Origin of the sequence: Salmonella sp. SJTUF15581, from assembly GCF_043356775.1 — a bacterium.
GTDB classification, from domain to species: Bacteria; Pseudomonadota; Gammaproteobacteria; order Enterobacterales; family Enterobacteriaceae; genus Salmonella; species Salmonella enterica.
This window is the reverse complement of record NZ_JBEUJY010000009.1, coordinates 36,836-53,772: the sequence shown is the minus strand read 5'-3', so window position 1 is coordinate 53,772 and position 16,937 is coordinate 36,836. Positions and strand designations below refer to the sequence as shown.

Annotated in this window: 20 protein-coding genes and 1 pseudogene; 7 read left to right on the top strand and 14 right to left on the bottom strand. The window is 54.0% G+C overall.

Annotation, left to right across the window (positions count from 1 at the left end):
* The first annotated feature begins 2 nt into the window (after positions 1 to 2).
* The 5 genes and pseudogenes from xseB to ABVN36_RS16080 form a co-directional block, all read left to right on the top strand.
* Positions 3 to 245 carry an exodeoxyribonuclease VII small subunit gene (gene xseB, locus ABVN36_RS16100; RefSeq protein WP_001124944.1) on the top strand — a complete coding sequence of 81 codons (243 nt, stop codon included), beginning with the start codon at positions 3 to 5 and terminating at the stop codon, positions 243 to 245.
* Complete coding sequence (gene ispA / locus ABVN36_RS16095) at positions 246 to 1,145, top strand: (2E,6E)-farnesyl diphosphate synthase (RefSeq protein ID WP_000348074.1); 900 nt, start codon at positions 246 to 248, stop codon at positions 1,143 to 1,145.
* Positions 1,146 to 1,168: 23 nt separating this feature from the next.
* The gene (dxs, locus tag ABVN36_RS16090) at positions 1,169 to 3,031 is read left to right on the top strand and encodes a 1-deoxy-D-xylulose-5-phosphate synthase (RefSeq protein ID WP_000006777.1); all 1,863 of its coding nucleotides are present in this window, start codon (positions 1,169 to 1,171) and stop codon (positions 3,029 to 3,031) included.
* A 56-nt stretch (positions 3,032 to 3,087) separates the two neighbouring features.
* A complete protein-coding gene (locus tag ABVN36_RS16085) occupies positions 3,088 to 4,062 on the top strand; it encodes an aldo/keto reductase (RefSeq protein WP_023137931.1) in 975 nt (324 codons plus the stop codon).
* Between the two features lie 7 nt (positions 4,063 to 4,069).
* A pseudogene (locus ABVN36_RS16080) lies at positions 4,070 to 4,161 on the top strand (hypothetical protein); the annotation flags it as partial.
* Positions 4,162 to 4,165: 4 nt separating this feature from the next.
* Here ABVN36_RS16080 and pgpA read toward each other — a convergent pair.
* The 6 genes from pgpA to nrdR all read right to left on the bottom strand — a co-directional run bounded on the left by pgpA (position 4,166) and on the right by nrdR (position 8,273).
* Complete coding sequence (pgpA, locus tag ABVN36_RS16075) at positions 4,166 to 4,681, bottom strand: phosphatidylglycerophosphatase A (protein ID WP_000154063.1); 516 nt, start codon at positions 4,679 to 4,681, stop codon at positions 4,166 to 4,168.
* On the bottom strand, positions 4,659 to 5,639 hold the full coding sequence (thiL, locus tag ABVN36_RS16070) for a thiamine-phosphate kinase (RefSeq protein WP_001658864.1): 981 nt from the start codon (positions 5,637 to 5,639) through the stop codon (positions 4,659 to 4,661). The genes pgpA and thiL overlap by 23 nt, the downstream gene beginning before the upstream one ends.
* Before the next feature lie 78 nt (positions 5,640 to 5,717).
* Positions 5,718 to 6,137, bottom strand: coding sequence for a transcription antitermination factor NusB (gene nusB / locus ABVN36_RS16065; protein WP_000801129.1), 420 nt, complete (start codon positions 6,135 to 6,137; stop codon positions 5,718 to 5,720).
* Between the two features lie 20 nt (positions 6,138 to 6,157).
* Positions 6,158 to 6,628, bottom strand: a complete 471-nt coding sequence (gene ribE / locus ABVN36_RS16060; protein ID WP_001021372.1) for a 6,7-dimethyl-8-ribityllumazine synthase — start codon at positions 6,626 to 6,628, stop codon at positions 6,158 to 6,160.
* An 88-nt stretch (positions 6,629 to 6,716) separates the two neighbouring features.
* Positions 6,717 to 7,820 carry a bifunctional diaminohydroxyphosphoribosylaminopyrimidine deaminase/5-amino-6-(5-phosphoribosylamino)uracil reductase RibD gene (ribD, locus tag ABVN36_RS16055; RefSeq protein WP_001150216.1) on the bottom strand — a complete coding sequence of 368 codons (1,104 nt, stop codon included), beginning with the start codon at positions 7,818 to 7,820 and terminating at the stop codon, positions 6,717 to 6,719.
* 3 nt (positions 7,821 to 7,823) lie between these two features.
* A complete protein-coding gene (gene nrdR / locus ABVN36_RS16050) occupies positions 7,824 to 8,273 on the bottom strand; it encodes a transcriptional regulator NrdR (RefSeq protein WP_000543533.1) in 450 nt (149 codons plus the stop codon).
* A gap of 151 nt (positions 8,274 to 8,424) precedes the next feature.
* Here nrdR and ABVN36_RS16045 point away from each other — a divergent pair, with 151 nt between their 5' ends.
* Positions 8,425 to 8,964: a DUF3251 domain-containing protein gene (locus ABVN36_RS16045; RefSeq protein WP_000198488.1), complete on the top strand. Its 540-nt coding sequence runs from the start codon at positions 8,425 to 8,427 to the stop codon at positions 8,962 to 8,964.
* Positions 8,965 to 9,263: 299 nt separating this feature from the next.
* The gene (locus ABVN36_RS16040; RefSeq protein WP_000752021.1) at positions 9,264 to 10,127 is read left to right on the top strand and encodes a nucleoside-specific channel-forming protein Tsx; all 864 of its coding nucleotides are present in this window, start codon (positions 9,264 to 9,266) and stop codon (positions 10,125 to 10,127) included.
* Positions 10,128 to 10,210: 83 nt separating this feature from the next.
* Here the strand turns inward: ABVN36_RS16040 and ABVN36_RS16035 are convergent, their stop codons facing one another.
* The 8 genes from ABVN36_RS16035 to tgt form a co-directional block, all read right to left on the bottom strand.
* Complete coding sequence (locus ABVN36_RS16035) at positions 10,211 to 10,318, bottom strand: type I toxin-antitoxin system toxin Ldr family protein (protein ID WP_023137930.1); 108 nt, start codon at positions 10,316 to 10,318, stop codon at positions 10,211 to 10,213.
* Positions 10,319 to 10,755: 437 nt separating this feature from the next.
* Positions 10,756 to 11,103, bottom strand: coding sequence for an HNH nuclease YajD (yajD, locus tag ABVN36_RS16030; protein ID WP_000974818.1), 348 nt, complete (start codon positions 11,101 to 11,103; stop codon positions 10,756 to 10,758).
* A 169-nt stretch (positions 11,104 to 11,272) separates the two neighbouring features.
* Entirely contained in the window at positions 11,273 to 11,965 is a 693-nt protein-coding gene (locus ABVN36_RS16025) for a YafY family protein (RefSeq protein ID WP_000198318.1), read from the bottom strand.
* A 25-nt stretch (positions 11,966 to 11,990) separates the two neighbouring features.
* Entirely contained in the window at positions 11,991 to 12,356 is a 366-nt protein-coding gene (locus ABVN36_RS16020; RefSeq protein WP_000793035.1) for a VOC family protein, read from the bottom strand.
* 147 nt (positions 12,357 to 12,503) lie between these two features.
* Complete coding sequence (gene secF / locus ABVN36_RS16015; protein ID WP_000046629.1) at positions 12,504 to 13,475, bottom strand: protein translocase subunit SecF; 972 nt, start codon at positions 13,473 to 13,475, stop codon at positions 12,504 to 12,506.
* 10 nt (positions 13,476 to 13,485) lie between these two features.
* Positions 13,486 to 15,333: a protein translocase subunit SecD gene (gene secD, locus ABVN36_RS16010; protein WP_000934811.1), complete on the bottom strand. Its 1,848-nt coding sequence runs from the start codon at positions 15,331 to 15,333 to the stop codon at positions 13,486 to 13,488.
* Between the two features lie 27 nt (positions 15,334 to 15,360).
* Entirely contained in the window at positions 15,361 to 15,693 is a 333-nt protein-coding gene (gene yajC / locus ABVN36_RS16005) for a preprotein translocase subunit YajC (protein ID WP_000007628.1), read from the bottom strand.
* A 22-nt stretch (positions 15,694 to 15,715) separates the two neighbouring features.
* Positions 15,716 to 16,843 (bottom strand): tRNA guanosine(34) transglycosylase Tgt, encoded by a 1,128-nt coding sequence (gene tgt, locus ABVN36_RS16000; protein WP_000667305.1) that lies wholly within the window; start codon positions 16,841 to 16,843, stop codon positions 15,716 to 15,718.
* Positions 16,844 to 16,937: the final 94 nt, after the last annotated feature.

The following is a 16,937-nucleotide window of genomic DNA, read 5'->3' as shown; positions in this document are numbered from 1 at the left end:
TCATGCCGAAGAAAAATGAGGCGCCCGCCAGCTTTGAAACTGCGCTGAGCGAGCTGGAACATATTGTTACCCGCCTGGAAAGCGGCGATTTGCCGCTGGAAGACGCGCTGAATGAATTCGAGCGCGGCGTACAGCTGGCGCGTCAGGGGCAGGCAAAACTGCAGCAGGCGGAACAGCGCGTGCAAATTTTGCTGTCTGATAATGAAGAGGCTTCACCTGAGCCTTTTATCGCGGATAATGAGTAAATGGACTTTACGCAGCAGCTACAGGCTTGCGTAACGCAAGCGAATCAGGCGCTGAGCCGTTTTATCGCGCCACTGCCCTTTCAGAACACTCCCGTGGTCGAAGCCATGCAGTATGGCGCATTATTAGGCGGTAAACGCCTGCGGCCATTTCTGGTTTACGCCACCGGTCAAATGTTTGGCGTCAGTACGGCAACGCTGGACGCGCCAGCTGCGGCGGTCGAATGCATTCATGCCTATTCGCTGATCCATGACGACCTGCCAGCAATGGACGATGACGATTTGCGTCGCGGCCTGCCGACTTGCCATATTAAATTTGGCGAAGCCAACGCAATCCTGGCGGGAGACGCGTTGCAGACGCTGGCGTTTGCCATTATCAGCGATGCGCCGATGCCGGAAGTCGCCGATCGCGATCGTATCGCGATGATCGCCGAACTGGCAAACGCCAGCGGTATCGCCGGTATGTGCGGCGGTCAGGCATTGGATCTGGCGGCAGAAGGCCAGCGGATCACTCTGGACGCGCTGGAACGCATTCATCGCCATAAGACCGGCGCGCTCATTCGCGCCGCCGTTAGACTTGGCGCGTTGAGCGCGGGCGATAAAGGACGGAATACCCTGCCGATACTTGACCGCTATGCAGAGAGTATCGGCCTTGCCTTCCAGGTTCAGGATGACATTCTGGATGTGGTGGGCGATACTGCAACGTTAGGTAAACGTCAGGGCGCAGACCAGCAGCTTGGCAAAAGTACCTACCCTGCACTTCTGGGTCTTGAGCAAGCCCGGAATAAAGCCCGGGACCTGATAGAGGACGCCCGTCAGTCGTTACATCAGCTGGCCGCGCAATCACTGGACACCTCGGCACTGGAAGCGCTAGCGAACTACATAATCCAGCGTGATAAATAAACCCCATATCCAATGAGCTTGCGATGAGTTTTGATATAGCCAAATACCCTACCCTGGCATTGGTCGACTCCACCCAGGAGTTACGACTGTTACCGAAAGAGAGTCTGCCGAAACTCTGCGACGAGCTACGCCGCTACTTACTCGACAGCGTAAGCCGTTCCAGCGGGCATTTCGCTTCCGGGCTGGGCACGGTAGAACTTACCGTGGCGCTGCATTATGTCTACAACACCCCGTTTGACCAGCTAATCTGGGATGTTGGACACCAGGCTTATCCACATAAAATCCTTACCGGTCGTCGCGACAAAATCGGCACCATTCGCCAGAAAGGCGGTCTGCATCCGTTCCCGTGGCGCGGAGAAAGCGAATACGATGTGCTAAGCGTTGGGCATTCCTCCACCTCCATCAGCGCCGGTATCGGCATTGCCGTGGCGGCGGAGAAAGAAGGCAAAGATCGCCGCACCGTCTGTGTGATTGGCGACGGCGCCATCACCGCCGGTATGGCGTTTGAAGCAATGAATCACGCAGGCGATATCCGGCCCGACATGCTGGTCATTCTGAACGACAATGAAATGTCGATTTCGGAAAACGTCGGCGCGCTCAACAACCATCTGGCGCAGCTACTTTCCGGTAAGCTTTACTCTTCTCTGCGCGAAGGCGGAAAAAAGGTCTTCTCCGGCGTACCGCCAATTAAAGAACTGCTCAAGCGTACCGAAGAACATATTAAAGGCATGGTTGTGCCGGGCACACTGTTCGAAGAGCTGGGCTTTAACTACATCGGGCCGGTCGATGGTCACGATGTCATGGGGCTTATCAGCACATTGAAGAACATGCGCGACCTGAAAGGCCCGCAGTTCCTGCATATCATGACCAAGAAAGGCCGCGGCTATGAGCCCGCGGAAAAAGATCCGATCACTTTCCATGCGGTGCCTAAATTTGATCCTTCCAGCGGATGTTTGCCGAAAAGCAGCGGCGGTCTGCCTGGTTATTCAAAAATCTTCGGTGACTGGCTGTGTGAAACCGCCGCCAAAGACAGCAAGCTGATGGCGATCACCCCGGCAATGCGCGAAGGCTCCGGCATGGTGGAATTTTCACGTAAATTCCCGGATCGCTATTTTGACGTCGCCATCGCCGAACAGCATGCCGTCACCTTCGCCGCAGGTCTGGCGATTGGCGGCTATAAGCCCGTCGTGGCGATCTACTCTACTTTCCTGCAACGCGCCTACGATCAGGTCATCCATGACGTCGCTATCCAGAAACTGCCGGTCATGTTCGCCATCGATCGCGCCGGTATCGTTGGCGCGGATGGACAAACACACCAGGGCGCGTTCGATCTCTCCTATCTGCGCTGCATCCCGGATATGGTGATCATGACGCCAAGCGACGAAAACGAATGTCGCCAGATGTTATTTACCGGGTATCACTATAACGACGGCCCGACGGCAGTACGTTATCCACGCGGTAATGCGCAGGGCGTGGCGCTAACCCCGCTGGAAAAACTGCCTATTGGTAAAGGCCTTGTGAAGCGTCATGGCGAAAAACTGGCGATTCTGAACTTTGGCACCTTAATGCCTGAGGCGGCGAAAGTCGCCGAAGCGCTGAACGCCACGCTGGTCGACATGCGCTTTGTTAAGCCGCTGGACGACACGTTAATTCTGGAGATGGCCGCGCAACATGACGCGCTGGTGACGCTGGAAGAAAACGCCATTATGGGCGGCGCTGGCAGCGGCGTAAACGAAGTGCTAATGGCCCATCGTAAACCTGTACCTGTGCTGAATATCGGTCTTCCGGATTTCTTTATCCCGCAAGGAACGCAGGAAGAAGCCCGCGCGGAACTGGGGCTTGACGCCGCAGGCATTGAAGCCAAAATCAAGGCCTGGCTGGCATAATCCCCTCTTTGCTCCTGCTATGCTTGAAGAGTGACGGGTATAACAGGAGCGGAGTCATGCAATACAACACGTTAGGAAATACAGATCTTCAGGTGTCCCGCCTTTGTCTGGGCTGTATGACGTTCGGCGAGCCGAGTCGCGGCAATCACGCCTGGACGCTTCCCGAAGAGAGCAGCCGTCCCATCATCAAGCGCGCCCTTGAGGGCGGCATTAACTTTTTTGATACCGCCAACAGCTATTCCGACGGCAGCAGCGAAGAGATTGTCGGCCGCGCGCTGCGTGATTTCGCCCGGCGCGACGAGGTGGTGGTAGCGACGAAAGTCTTCCATCGCGTCGGCGATCTGCCGGAAGGATTGTCCCGCGCGCAAATCCTGCGCTCTATTGACGATAGCCTCACCCGTCTGGGAATGGAGTATGTCGATATCCTGCAAATCCACCGCTGGGATTACACCACGCCGATAGAAGAGACTCTGGAAGCGCTAAACGACGTGGTGAAGACGGGTAAAGCCCGCTATATCGGCGCTTCCTCAATGCACGCCTCACAATTTGCCCAGGCGCTGGCGCTACAAAAACAACACGGCTGGGCGCCGTTTGTCACCATGCAGGATCACTATAACCTGATCTACCGCGAGGAAGAGCGTGAGATGCTACCGCTGTGCTGGCAGGAAGGCGTCGCCGTGATTCCGTGGAGCCCGCTGGCGCGCGGGCGCTTAACTCGCCCCTGGGGAGAAACCACGGCCCGGCTGGTCTCGGATGACGTGGGTAAAAATTTATACGCTGAAAGCGATAAAAATGATGCGCAAATAGCGGAACGGCTGGCTGGCGTCAGCGAGGCGCTTGGCGCAACGCGAGCGCAGGTCGCGCTGGCCTGGCTACTCAGTAAACGAGGCGTCGCCGCGCCGATTATCGGCGCTTCGCGTGAAGAGCAGTTAGATGAGTTGCTGAATGCCGTTGATTTAACGCTCAAACCGGAGCAGATTGCCGAACTCGAAACACCGTACAAACAGCATCCGGTGGTGGGATTTAAATAATCCGCCATTGCCCGATGGCGCGGCGCTTATCGGGCCTGTGAAATCGACATATTGTTCGGGGGTAGGCCGGATAAGGCATTTACGCCGCCATCCGGCAAACCCTTTAAATAATACCGAGCGGCCAGTGATGACCGATAAAATACAGTATGCCGGCAGATATCACGCCGGCGACGATATCATCGATCATAATCCCCATGCCGCCGTGCACGTTGCGATCAAACCAACGGATCGGCCAGGGTTTCCACATATCCAGAATGCGGAAAATAACGAACCCGGCAGCCACCCACTGCCAGTCCGTCGTCGGCAACGCCATTAGCGTTATCCACATACCGATAAATTCATCCCAGACAATACTGCCGTGGTCGTGTACGCCCATATCTTTCGCCGTCTGATGGCAAAGATAAACGCCAATGCAGATCCCAAACATCACGACCAGCGAATAAAGCTGCCACGGCAGAAACGTCATCAAATACCAGAAGGGGATCGCCGCCAGCGAGCCCATCGTGCCCGGCACCACAGGGCTCAGCCCGCTGCCAAAGCCGGTAGCGAGCAGGTGCCACGGATTGCGCAAATTCAGGCGGCTTTTCGCAACATCTTTATGGCGTGGCAAAATGGTCATATCCTTTCCAGTCAAAAGTGACAGGTTCTCCGTCACGCACAAAGGCGATCCCTTCGATATCCGCCGTCATTTGCCCGATACAGGTAAACGGCACGCCCAGATGACCAAGCGCGACATCCAGCGCGCCACGGTTCAGCTCCGGGACGGTAAAGCACAGTTCATAATCTTCGCCGCCGGATAACATCCAGCGAAGCTTTTGTTCGGGATCATTGGCATGTCCCCACAGTTCTTCGGAGTCAGGCAGCGCCTCCAAATCGATTCGCGCGCCGCAGTTGCTGGCTTGCAGAATGTGACCAAGATCGGAGATCAAACCGTCGGAAAGATCGATCGCCGAACTGGCGAGATCGCGTAGCGCCTGTCCTTGTAAAATACGCGGCGTCGGGCGCAGATGGCGTTTGACCAGATAGTCGGCATCCCCCCAGCTTCCCACGCGAAAATCACCCCGTAGAATCGCCAGCCCGGCAGCGCTATCGCCCAACGTGCCAGTAACATAAATCCAGTCGCCCGGTTTTGCGCCAGAACGTTTCAGCGCCCGACCGGCTGGCACAAGGCCATGAATACCGAGCGTCATCGACAGCGGGCCGCGCGTGGTATCGCCGCCAATGAGCTGCATGTCGTAGTAATCCAGTTGTTCAAACAGGCTGTCGCTGAACGCGGCAAGCCACGCCTCATCGACGTCAGGAAGCGTGAGCGCCAGCGTTAACCATGCCGGATCGGCGCCCATCGCCGCCAGATCGCTTAAATTCACCGCCAGCGCTTTATACGCCAGATCGGCAGGATCGATATTGGGTAAGAAATGGATGCCCGCCACCAGCGTATCGGTACTGATCGCCAGGGTCTGCTTTTCAGGAATATTCAGGAGCGCGCAATCGTCGCCAATACCGGTTTCAACATCAAGACGAGAGCTTTTTACACGGTCAAAATAACGGGCAATCAGGGAAAACTCGCCACATGCCATACGTTATGCCTCAGCAGAAAAAAAGAAAAGGCCGGAGACGGCGGGTATCGATCGCCCGCTATCTTTCCGGCCTGTGAATCACTTTTTGTTGGGACGAATCACCGGAGCTGCTTTATCCAGTACGCCGTTGACGAATTTGTGGCTGTCTTCAGCGCCAAAGGTTTTCGCCAGTTCAATCGCTTCGTTGATGGCCACTTTATAAGGCACATCGCTGCGTTTTGACAGCTCAAACAACGCAATACGCAGCACGGCTTTTTCAACCTGTCCCAGCTCTTCAAGCAGGCGGGACAGATACGGTTTCATTAAACCATCCAGGTACGCGCTGTTAGTCGCCACCCCGGATAGCAGTTCACGGAAATAGAGAACGTCGACGTCTTTTACGTCCTGTTCCGCCAGGAACTGGTATTCAACATCAGCGATGTCGTTCTGGGACAACTGCCAGGAGTAAAGCGCCTGGACGGCACACTCACGGGCGCGGCGACGAGCAGCAGGTTTCACGGAATTCCCCTTACAAAAAATCAGGCCTTAATGGCTTTCAATACATTAATCATTTCAAGCGCGGTCAGCGCAGCTTCTGCGCCTTTATTACCGGCTTTTGTACCAGCACGTTCGATGGCTTGTTCAATACTCTCGGTGGTCAGAACACCAAAGGCTACCGGCACGCCGCTGTCCTGGGCAACGCTTGCCAGGCCATTGCTGGCGCCGCCTGCCACATATTCAAAGTGCGCAGTCCCCCCGCGAATCACGGTTCCCAGCGCAACCACGGCGTCGTATTTACCGCTTTTCGCCAGCGCTTCGGTCGCCAGCGGCAGTTCATAGGCGCCAGGCACCCACACTACGGTAATATTATCATCTTTTACCTGACCAATACGCGTCAGGGCATCAACCGCACCATCCAGCAGGCTGTCGTTGATAAACTGATTGAAACGCGCAATAGTGATGGCGACACGAGCGTCAGGGGCTGCAACGTTAGCTTTAATAATGTTCATATTCTCTCTTCCAGGGTTCATTTGGCCCCGCAGGGGGGCGGATTTTATCATAATAATTTGAGCGCTGCTCCCCTTTCGACGGGAGAACTCATGCGCTCACCATATGCAGGCAAACATCCGGGCCGACATGACGTATTTCGCTGAAGGTAAATTGCGGCGCGTCGGCGAGCTTCTCAAGCCCCGGCAATTCGCATAATCCCCGCGCCTGGGTTCCCAACAATTTAGGCGCGACATAGACAATCAGTTCATCCACTAGCCCGGCTTGCAACAACGCGCCTGCCAGTCCCGGTCCGGCTTCAACCCATATGCTATTAATCTGCTGCCTGCCTAACTGCATCATCAGTACAACCAGATCCAAATGTCCGTTGTGCGCCGGCACGCTGATAGTACGAACCGCATCGGGCCACGCGCGGCTATCTTCCTGGGTACGCGCGATCCACGTTTCGCCAGGCTGCTGCACAATACGATGCGCAGGCGTTACCCGGTTTTGGCTGTCGATAACAATTCGCACCGGCTGGCGCAGATTTTCCTGCGGGTAAGACGCCTGCGTAGAGGCATCTAACTCCGCCCAACGCACCGTCAAGGCCGGATCGTCAGCCAATACCGTCGCGCTACTGGTTAAGATAGCGTGGCTTTGCGCACGCAAGCGCTGAACGTCGCGCCGGGCCTGCGGCGAGGTGATCCACTGGCTTTCGCCGCTGGCCATCGCCGTCCGTCCATCCACGGAGGCGCCCAGTTTAAGCTGAAGATAAGGGAATCCGGTACGCATCCGCTTGAGGAAGCCTTTATTGAGCGCCTCCGCTTCACTCATCATTAACCCGTGGCTGACCGCAATACCCGCCTGTTGCAGGCGATACAGCCCACGCCCGGCGACCTGTGGGTTCGGGTCCTGCATCGCGGCGACCACGCGCGCGACGCCGGCCGCAATCAGCGCATCGCAACATGGCGGCGTTCGCCCATGATGGCTACAGGGTTCAAGCGTGACATAGGCGGTTGCGCCTTTGGCTTTTGCGCCCGCCATCCGCAGCGCATGAACCTCGGCGTGCGGCTCTCCGGCGCGATGGTGATAACCTTCGCCGACGATGTCGCCATTGTTAACAATGACACAGCCGACATTAGGGTTCGGGTGAGTGGTGAAACGTCCACGCTGCGCCAGTTTGAGCGCTCGCGCCATGTAAAACTCATCCTGCATGGCTTAGTCCTGTAGGCGAGCGATTTCTTCGCCAAAGTCTTTGATATCTTCGAAACTGCGATAGACGGAGGCAAAGCGAATATACGCGACTTTATCGAGTTTTTTCAGCTGCTCCATGACCAGGTTGCCAATCATCTTGCTGGGAACTTCACGCTCCCCAGTGGCACGTAATTGTGACTTAATATGGTTCAATGCCATTTCAACATCATCTGCGCTGACGGGTCTTTTTTCCAGCGCTCTCAACATGCCGCTACGCAGCTTATCCTCATTAAAGGGTTCGCGCACATCGTTGCTTTTTATCACGCGCGGCATGACCAGTTCAGCCACTTCAAAGGTCGTAAAGCGTTCATTACACACCAGGCACTGCCGACGGCGGCGCACGGACGAGCCCTCGCCTACAAGACGAGAGTCAATGACTTTGGTATCTACGGCGAAACAAAATGGGCAATGCATACGGCGTCCTGACCAGATGATTTAGGAAATGCTATTTTACCCTGAACTGGCGCGACAACAAAGGCGGAGCGCTTTTGAGATAAAGGATCGGTGCCTTTGTGCGTATAGCGCACTACCATTACGCTATCGGACCACGAAGGAAATGATCGACATGACAAGACGTTACCTAAGAATTCTCCTGGTGGGAAGTCTCTTGAGCCTGACCGCCTGCGCGCCGCAGAGCGAAGTTCGCCAGATGCATCAAAGCATTAGCACCCTGAATAAAGAGATGACCCAACTGAATCAGGAAACGGTAAAAATTACCCAACAAAATAAGCTGAATGCGGAGTCAACCCGCGGCGTCTATTTGTTGCCTGGCGCCAATACGCCTGCCCGGCTGGAGAGTCAGATCGGTACGCTACGTATGACGTTGCTGGAGATTACGCCTGTCGCAGACGGCGCTCACGCAACGTTACGCATTCAGGGCGAGTCCCGCGATCCGCTGCCAGCATTCAGCGCTACCGTAGAGTACGGGCAACTTCAGGGCACTACGGAGAACTATCAGGAGGTGAATGCACAGAGCCTTCTGGTAAATGCTCCTGCCAGTTTGCTGGCGCCCAGTGATGTCAATATTTCGTTACCGTTGAAGGGGATCACACCGGCGCAGTTAGGCTTCATTCGCATCCATGATATTCAGCCTGTTAATCAATAAACGTTCTGGCGGAGCGTTTTGTGCGTTCCGCAACATCCCCCGCGCGACTTTTGTTGCCCTACTGACATTTCCGTCATTTATGACATGGATTGGTAATATTCATGAAAGATAGTACTGTCGCCGCGTCTAAAATGTGCAAACGTGAACGCAATCGATTACGTAAATGATAGATATGTGAAACAAGACATATTTTTGTGAGCAATGATTTTTATAATAGGCTCCGCAGAAACACGAAATATTTAGAAACGCAAATTGCGTTCTTTTCACTCCCGCAAGGGATTTCAAACAGTGGCATACATATGAAAAAAACTTTACTCGCAGTCAGCGCAGCGCTGGCGCTCACCTCATCTTTTACTGCTAACGCAGCAGAAAATGATCAGCCGCAGTATTTGTCCGACTGGTGGCACCAGAGCGTAAACGTGGTAGGCAGCTACCATACCCGTTTCTCGCCGAAATTGAACAACGACGTCTATCTGGAATATGAAGCATTTGCCAAAAAAGACTGGTTTGATTTCTACGGCTATATCGATATTCCCAAAACCTTTGATTGGGGTAACGGCAACGATAAAGGTATCTGGTCCGACGGTTCTCCGCTGTTCATGGAAATCGAGCCGCGTTTCTCGATTGATAAGCTGACCGGCGCAGACCTGAGCTTCGGCCCGTTTAAAGAGTGGTATTTCGCCAACAACTACATCTACGATATGGGCGATAACAAAGCCAGCCGCCAGAGCACGTGGTATATGGGTCTGGGGACCGATATCGACACCGGCCTGCCGATGGGCCTGTCGCTGAACGTGTATGCGAAATATCAGTGGCAAAACTACGGCGCGTCCAATGAAAACGAATGGGACGGCTACCGTTTCAAAGTGAAATACTTCGTCCCCATCACCGATCTGTGGGGCGGTAAACTGAGCTATATCGGCTTTACCAACTTTGACTGGGGATCTGATTTAGGCGACGATCCGAACCGTACCAGCAACTCCATCGCTTCCAGCCATATCCTGGCGCTGAACTACGATCACTGGCACTACTCGGTCGTTGCGCGTTACTTCCATAACGGCGGACAGTGGCAGAATGGCGCAAAACTGAACTGGGGCGACGGCGATTTCAGCGCGAAATCTACCGGCTGGGGCGGCTACCTGGTCGTGGGTTATAACTTCTAAACCTGCAAAAAAGGCCAGAGGTCGCCCTCTGGCCCGTTTCGGGCGCATGCTGCCATGCGGCGGCGAGTCGCGCCCACTTCACATTACTTCCGGCGATGCCGCCAGCCTAAAAACAGACCTGTCGCAATCCCGACCAGCGTTGGTGCCGCCAGATCGTGCCAGATAGTAATGCTCAACTCTGTGAGCGTCATATTGCCGCCTTTGTTGCAATGGCAACGGTTCGCGGCTATCCTCAACTTGTCTAGGGTCAAGTTAGCCCCCGTAATGTTGCCGGTGAATACCGAACAATGTGCGGGGGTTTTCTCTTTCCAGCGACAAGGCCACCGGGGATCAAGCCCCCGCAACATTGCGCCTCACCGGGTTGCCCCGGCTTACCGCTGATTCTACTCTGCTCGCCAGTATCGGCATGAATTAAAAACAAAAAAATCCCAACCTTGCGATCGGGATTCCAGTGACAATGTATGCGTTACAGGACGTTTGGGTCTGGCGACAAACTCCGGGGCTGAAAAAATGTCGGATTGCATCCGACCTACGAAAACCAATAATTCATTTATATTGCGGATTCCGTTGGGTGGAGCGAAGCGTAACCTAACATTCAACAGCACCAACAGCTTTGTCAGCAGCCTGCTTATTTCTTTTTGTTCATCATCGCTTTCAGATCGGCAAACGGGTTATAAGTCGCCTCGCCGACATCTTTTTGCGCATCTTCCCCGGCAATGACCGTCGAACCGTACTGATCGGCTTCGGTATATTTAGAATGCTCATGATCGTGGCAGTAGAGGCACAATAGCTCCCAGTTACTGCCGTCTTCCGGGTTATTGGTGTGGTCATGATCGATATGATGCACCGTCAGCTCACGCAGATTTGAATACACAAACTCACGGGAACAACGTCCGCATACCCACGGAAACAGCTTCAGCGCTTTTTCACGATAGCCGCTTTCCAGGCGCGCGTAGTTTTTTGGGATGATAGCCATAATTAACAGGTACCTGAATAATACAAAGGGTTATGCGCAGTTTCCCGCGAAGCCGGGCTTTTAGCAATGATTCTGTGCAACTTATATATCCAGGTAAGGAAGGCTATTTCAGGCAAACTGATGACCAATCAACCCGTTTTACAAGCGTTAGAGGTATCGCTATCACATCTTACGGCATTTTTTCGTGCTCGACTTTTCGCAAAAAATCACGCAAAGAACGGTCGATTGTTTCACGAAATCGCCGGTTAAGCGGAGTAATTTGTAAACAGCGATCGAGGCGAAAACACCGATAGTCTTCCCGTCTCTCACACCAGGCAACCAGTAGCCAGTGCTCTCCCCAGAAAAACAATCCCAGCGGTTGTATATCCCGCGAAGAGAGATGCCCCGCTTCATCACGATAATGTAGCGCCAACACCTGCTGCGCCGAAACGGCCTGATGGATAAGATCAAACGCGCTGCGCGAATGTGGAGATGTACCCAAATCCGGAGCGTAAATCCGTGTCTGCTCCGCTTTACGACGGCTCTCTTCCGGTAAAATAGCCAACACTTTTTCCTGGGCGGATTCAAGCTCGCGCGATAGCGAATCGCCGCCCCAGGTTTTCAATAACCGTATAGCCACCATCAGTGCTTCCGATTCACGATGGGTAAGCATCAAGGGCGGCAGATCAAAACCCGCCATTAAACGGTATCCGCTCCCCGCTTCACCTTCGACAGGCACACCGGATAACGACAGATCGCGAATATCGCGATAAATTGTCCGTTCAGAAACCGCAAGCCGCTGTGCCAACAGCGCTGCCGTCGTCAGTCGTCTACCCCGCAAAATTTGCACGATCTGAAACAAACGGTCAGCGCGTCTGGTCATATTGACTCTCTACATTTAGCAAATATCACGCAGGTTGATGTAAACCTATTCGGTTACCTTCGCTGTCAATAAACAACGCGATGGTTCCAATGTCATCTCCGGGAACCATGGGTTCCAGAACACACTTGCCACCGGCAAGGACGACACGTTCAATCGAGGCTAACAAATCGGCGGTATGCAGATAAATAACGACTCCCTGCGCAACTGGAGCGACATCATCCTGCTTTATCAGCGCTCCGCCGGGTCCGGGTTCAGCATACGGGAATACGGCCAGGTCCGCCCCATCCATGGTTTCCCGACGTAACGATATCTGCATCACTTGCTCATAAAAGGCGATTGCACGCGCCATATCAGTAACTGGAATTTCAAACCAGTTAATCAAGTTTTTCATACATCCTCCTGCGAGTGTGGGTAAATTCATGAGGAGTGTATGACAGGGCTCCTGACAGCATACTGTCAGTAATGTTTATCGTCATGGTACATAAATAAAAAAATCCCGATCGCATGACCGGGATTCAGATAACACTTAAATACGTGTTTACGGCAGAATGGACGGCTGATCCGCCCCTTCTTTTTCGACTTTCTGCTGCAGCATATGCTCGCGCTTCATACCGAGTTTCAGCGCCAGCGCCGATGCGACATAGATAGAAGATGCCGTACCAATAGAGACACCGATCAGCATCGTCAGCGAGAAGCCTTCCAGTACCGGACCGCCGAAGAGGTACAGCATCAGAATTACCACTAACGTCGTACCGGAGGTAATCAACGTACGGTGTAGCGTCTGGGTCAGCGACACGTTAAAGATTTCGTAAGGCGTCCCGCGACGGATTTTGCGGAAGTTTTCACGAATACGGTCGGAGACCACGATACTGTCGTTCAGCGAGTAACCGATCACCGACATCAACGATGCCACAATGGTCAGGTCAATCTCGATATGGAAAAGCGACAGTATCCCCAGCGTAATGATCACGTCGTGCGCCAGCGCGATGACCACCCCTGCTGCCAGTCGCCACTCAAAGCGGAAACCGACATAAACGAGGATAGAGATCAACGCCACCAGCAGCGCCATGGCGCCGGTTTGCGCCAGATCGGCGCCCACGCTTGGCCCCACGAATTCAATACGCTTCACGGCCGCGTTCTGGTTGGTGGCTTCATTAATGATCGTCACCACTTTGCTACCAAGTACCTGACCGCCGGTTTCACCTTCGGTTGGCGGCATACGCACCATAATGTCGTGACTGCTGCCAAAGTTCTGCAACTGCGGCTCTTCATAGCCCGCTTTTTGCAGCGCTTCGCGCATCACGTCCATTTCAGCCGGTTTTTCCAGCGTGATTTCAATTACCGTGCCACCGGTGAAATCCAGCCCCCAGTTAAACCCGCGTACGCCCATAATGACAATGGCCGCGATCAGCAACAGCCCGGAGATGCCGAATGCCCAGAAGTCCCAGCGCATAAAGTCATAGACTTTACGGCCGTGGTTTAGTTGTTCAACAGTGTATTCCTGTGCCACATCGCACTCCTCAGATTGACAGCTTAGTGACGCGCTTGCCGCCATATAGCAGGTTTACGATAGCACGCGTACCGATAATCGCGGTAAACATCGACGTCGCCACACCGATACCGGTCGTAATCGCGAACCCTTTAATTGCCCCGGTACCGACAGCATACAGAATGATGACTTTAATCAGCGTCGTGATGTTCGCATCGAAGATGGAACTGAACGCGCCGGCATAGCCTTCGTTTATCGCCTGCTGTACCGTGCGGCCATTACTCAACTCTTCTTTGATACGTTCGTTAATCAGAACGTTGGCGTCGACCGCCACTGCAAGGGTTAACACGATACCCGCAATCCCCGGCATACTGAGCGTTGCCCCCGGCAACAGCGACATGATACCGACAATCAACACCAGGTTAGCCACTAACGCGCTGGTCGCAATCAGACCAAACTTCTTATAGAAGAAGATCATGAACAGGATGGAGACCACCAGACCGGCCAGACAGGCTTCCAGGCCCTGCTTGATGTTCTGCATACCCAGAGTCGGGCCAATGGTGCGCTCTTCAACGATCTGAATCGGCGCAATCAGGGCGCCCGCACGCAGCAGCAACGAGAGCTGACGCGCTTCGTTCGGGTTGCTGATACCAGTAATACGGAAGCTGTTACCCAGCCGAGACTGGATGTTGGCAATGTTAATCACCTCTTCCTGTTTCACCAGTACGGCGCGACCGTTAGCGTCTTTCTTACCGCTGTCTTTATACTCCACAAACAGGGTCGCCATCGGTTTGCCGATATTGTCCTTAGTGAAGTTAGACATGATATTGCCGCCTGCGCTATCCAGCGAGATGTTAACCTGCGGTTGGTTATATTCATCCTGGCTGGACGTCGAGTCGGTGATATGGTCGCCGGTGAGGATCACGCGTTTGTACAATACCACCGGCTGACCTTCGCGGGTCTGTTTCACTTCGGAATCGCCCGGTACGCGCCCGGCAGCAGCGGCGGCCTGGTCAACGTTGGTATTCACCAGACGGAATTCCAGCGTCGCGGTCGCGCCGAGAATTTCTTTCGCGCGAGCGGTATCCTGGATACCCGGCAGCTCAACCACAATACGGTCTGCGCCCTGACGCTGTACGACTGGCTCCGCGACGCCCAGTTGGTTAACACGGTTACGCAGAATATTAATGTTCTGCTGAACGGCGTATTCGCGCGCTTCGCTCAGGCGCGCATCGGTCATTACCGCGCGAAGTTGATTGCCGCTCTGGCTGGAAATCACCAGGTCACGATGACGCGGCGTCAGATAGGCGATCGCCTCATCACGCGCTTTGCTGTCACGGAACGTGATGCTCAGCCCATAATTATTTTCTTTACGAACGGTGGTATAAGGAATGCCTTTTTCACGCAGATCGCTGCGCAGGCTATCGATATTTTGTTCCTGGAGTTTACCTAACGCGGTATCCATATCCACTTCCATCAGGAAGTGAACGCCGCCGCGCAGATCAAGACCGAGCTTCATCGGATCGGCATGAATAGCCGCCAACCAGCGCGGCGTAGCCGGCGCAAGGTTAAGCGCCACGACATATTTATCCCCCAGCACGCTCATCAGCGCTTCACGGGCGCGTAGCTGGGTATCGGTGGTGTCGAAGCGCGCAAGAATAGCGCCCTCTTCCAGTGCCACAGACTTAGCGGGAATTTTTTCTTCTTGTAACGTTTTCTGGACCTGGATCAGCGTTTGCTCACTGGCGGCGACGCCGCGCACGCCAGTGATTTGAACAGCCGGATCCTCACCATACAGGTTGGGAAGTGCGTAAAGCAGGCCGACGATAATCACGACGACCAGCATGATGTACTTCCACAAAGGATAACGGTTTAACACGGCAGTTCCCTTTGGGAAAACGAAATATTACAGCGCCTTCATGGTGCCTTTCGGCAGAACGGCAGCTACGAAGTCACGTTTGATAACCACTTCCGTGGTGTCATTCAGCGCGATGGCAATGTAGCCGGCTTCCGCTACTTTGGTCACTCGACCGACCAGACCGCCATTCGTCAGAACTTCATCACCTTTCGCAATGGAGTCCATCAGCTTTTTGTGCTCTTTGGTGCGCTTCTGCTGCGGGCGCAGGATCATGAAATAGAAAATCAGACCAAACACCACCAGCATTAAAATCAGAGACATCGGGCTGCCCTGCGCTGGAGCACCTGTTGCCGCTACCGCATCAGAAATAAAAAAGCTCATTCAAATTCCCTCATTATTAAAATTAATCAACGTTCAAAGGTGGAACGGGTCGCCCCTGACGTTGGTAAAACTCGGTTACGAAGCTCTCTAATTTACCCTCTTCAATAGCCTTGCGTAAACCCGCCATCAAACGCTGGTAGTAACGCAAGTTATGAATGGTATTGAGACGCGCACCTAATATTTCGTTGCAACGGTCGAGATGATGCAAGTAAGCGCGTGAATAATTGCGACAGGTGTAGCAATCGCACTCGGCGTCAAGCGGGCTGGTGTCGCTTTTATGCTTTGCATTACGAATCTTCACCACGCCGTCGGTCACAAACAGATGACCATTACGGGCATTTCGCGTTGGCATGACACAGTCAAACATATCAATACCGCGACGCACCCCTTCCACCAGATCTTCCGGTTTACCCACGCCCATCAGGTAACGCGGTTTGTCAGCCGGGATCTGCGGGCAAACGTGCTCCAGAATGCGGTGCATATCTGCTTTCGGCTCACCGACAGCCAAACCGCCGACAGCGTAGCCATCAAAGCCAATCTCTACCAGACCTTTCACCGAGATATCGCGTAAATCTTCGTAAACGCTGCCCTGAATGATGCCAAAAAGCGCATTCTTATTGCCAAGGCTATCAAAACGGTCGCGGCTACGCTTCGCCCAACGCAACGACATCTCCATCGAGCGTTTAGCATAGTCCCAGTCTGCCGGGTACGGCGTACATTCATCAAAGATCATCACGATATCGGAACCGAGATCGTACTGGATCTCCATCGACTTTTCCGGATCGAGGAAAATCGGATCGCCGTTGATCGGGTTACGGAAGTGCACGCCTTGCTCGGTAATCTTACGAATATCGCCGAGGCTGAAGACCTGGAAGCCGCCGGAATCGGTGAGAATCGGCCCTTTCCACTGCATAAAATCGTGCAGATCGCCATGCAGCTTCATGATTTCCTGACCCGGGCGCAGCCACAGGTGGAAAGTGTTGCCGAGAATAATCTGCGCGCCGGTCGCTTCCACTTCTTCCGGCGTCATGCCTTTTACCGTACCGTAAGTACCCACAGGCATAAAGGCTGGCGTTTCCACTACGCCACGATCAAACACCAGACGACCGCGACGCGCGCGACCATCGGTGGTATCTAACTCAAATTTCATTATCACTCCTGCGTCAGAAAAACAGTCCGACGTTTAACGACTCGCTACGGAATGATTCCATAGCTAATAAATTCCCGAAGGCGTCATCGGCGCA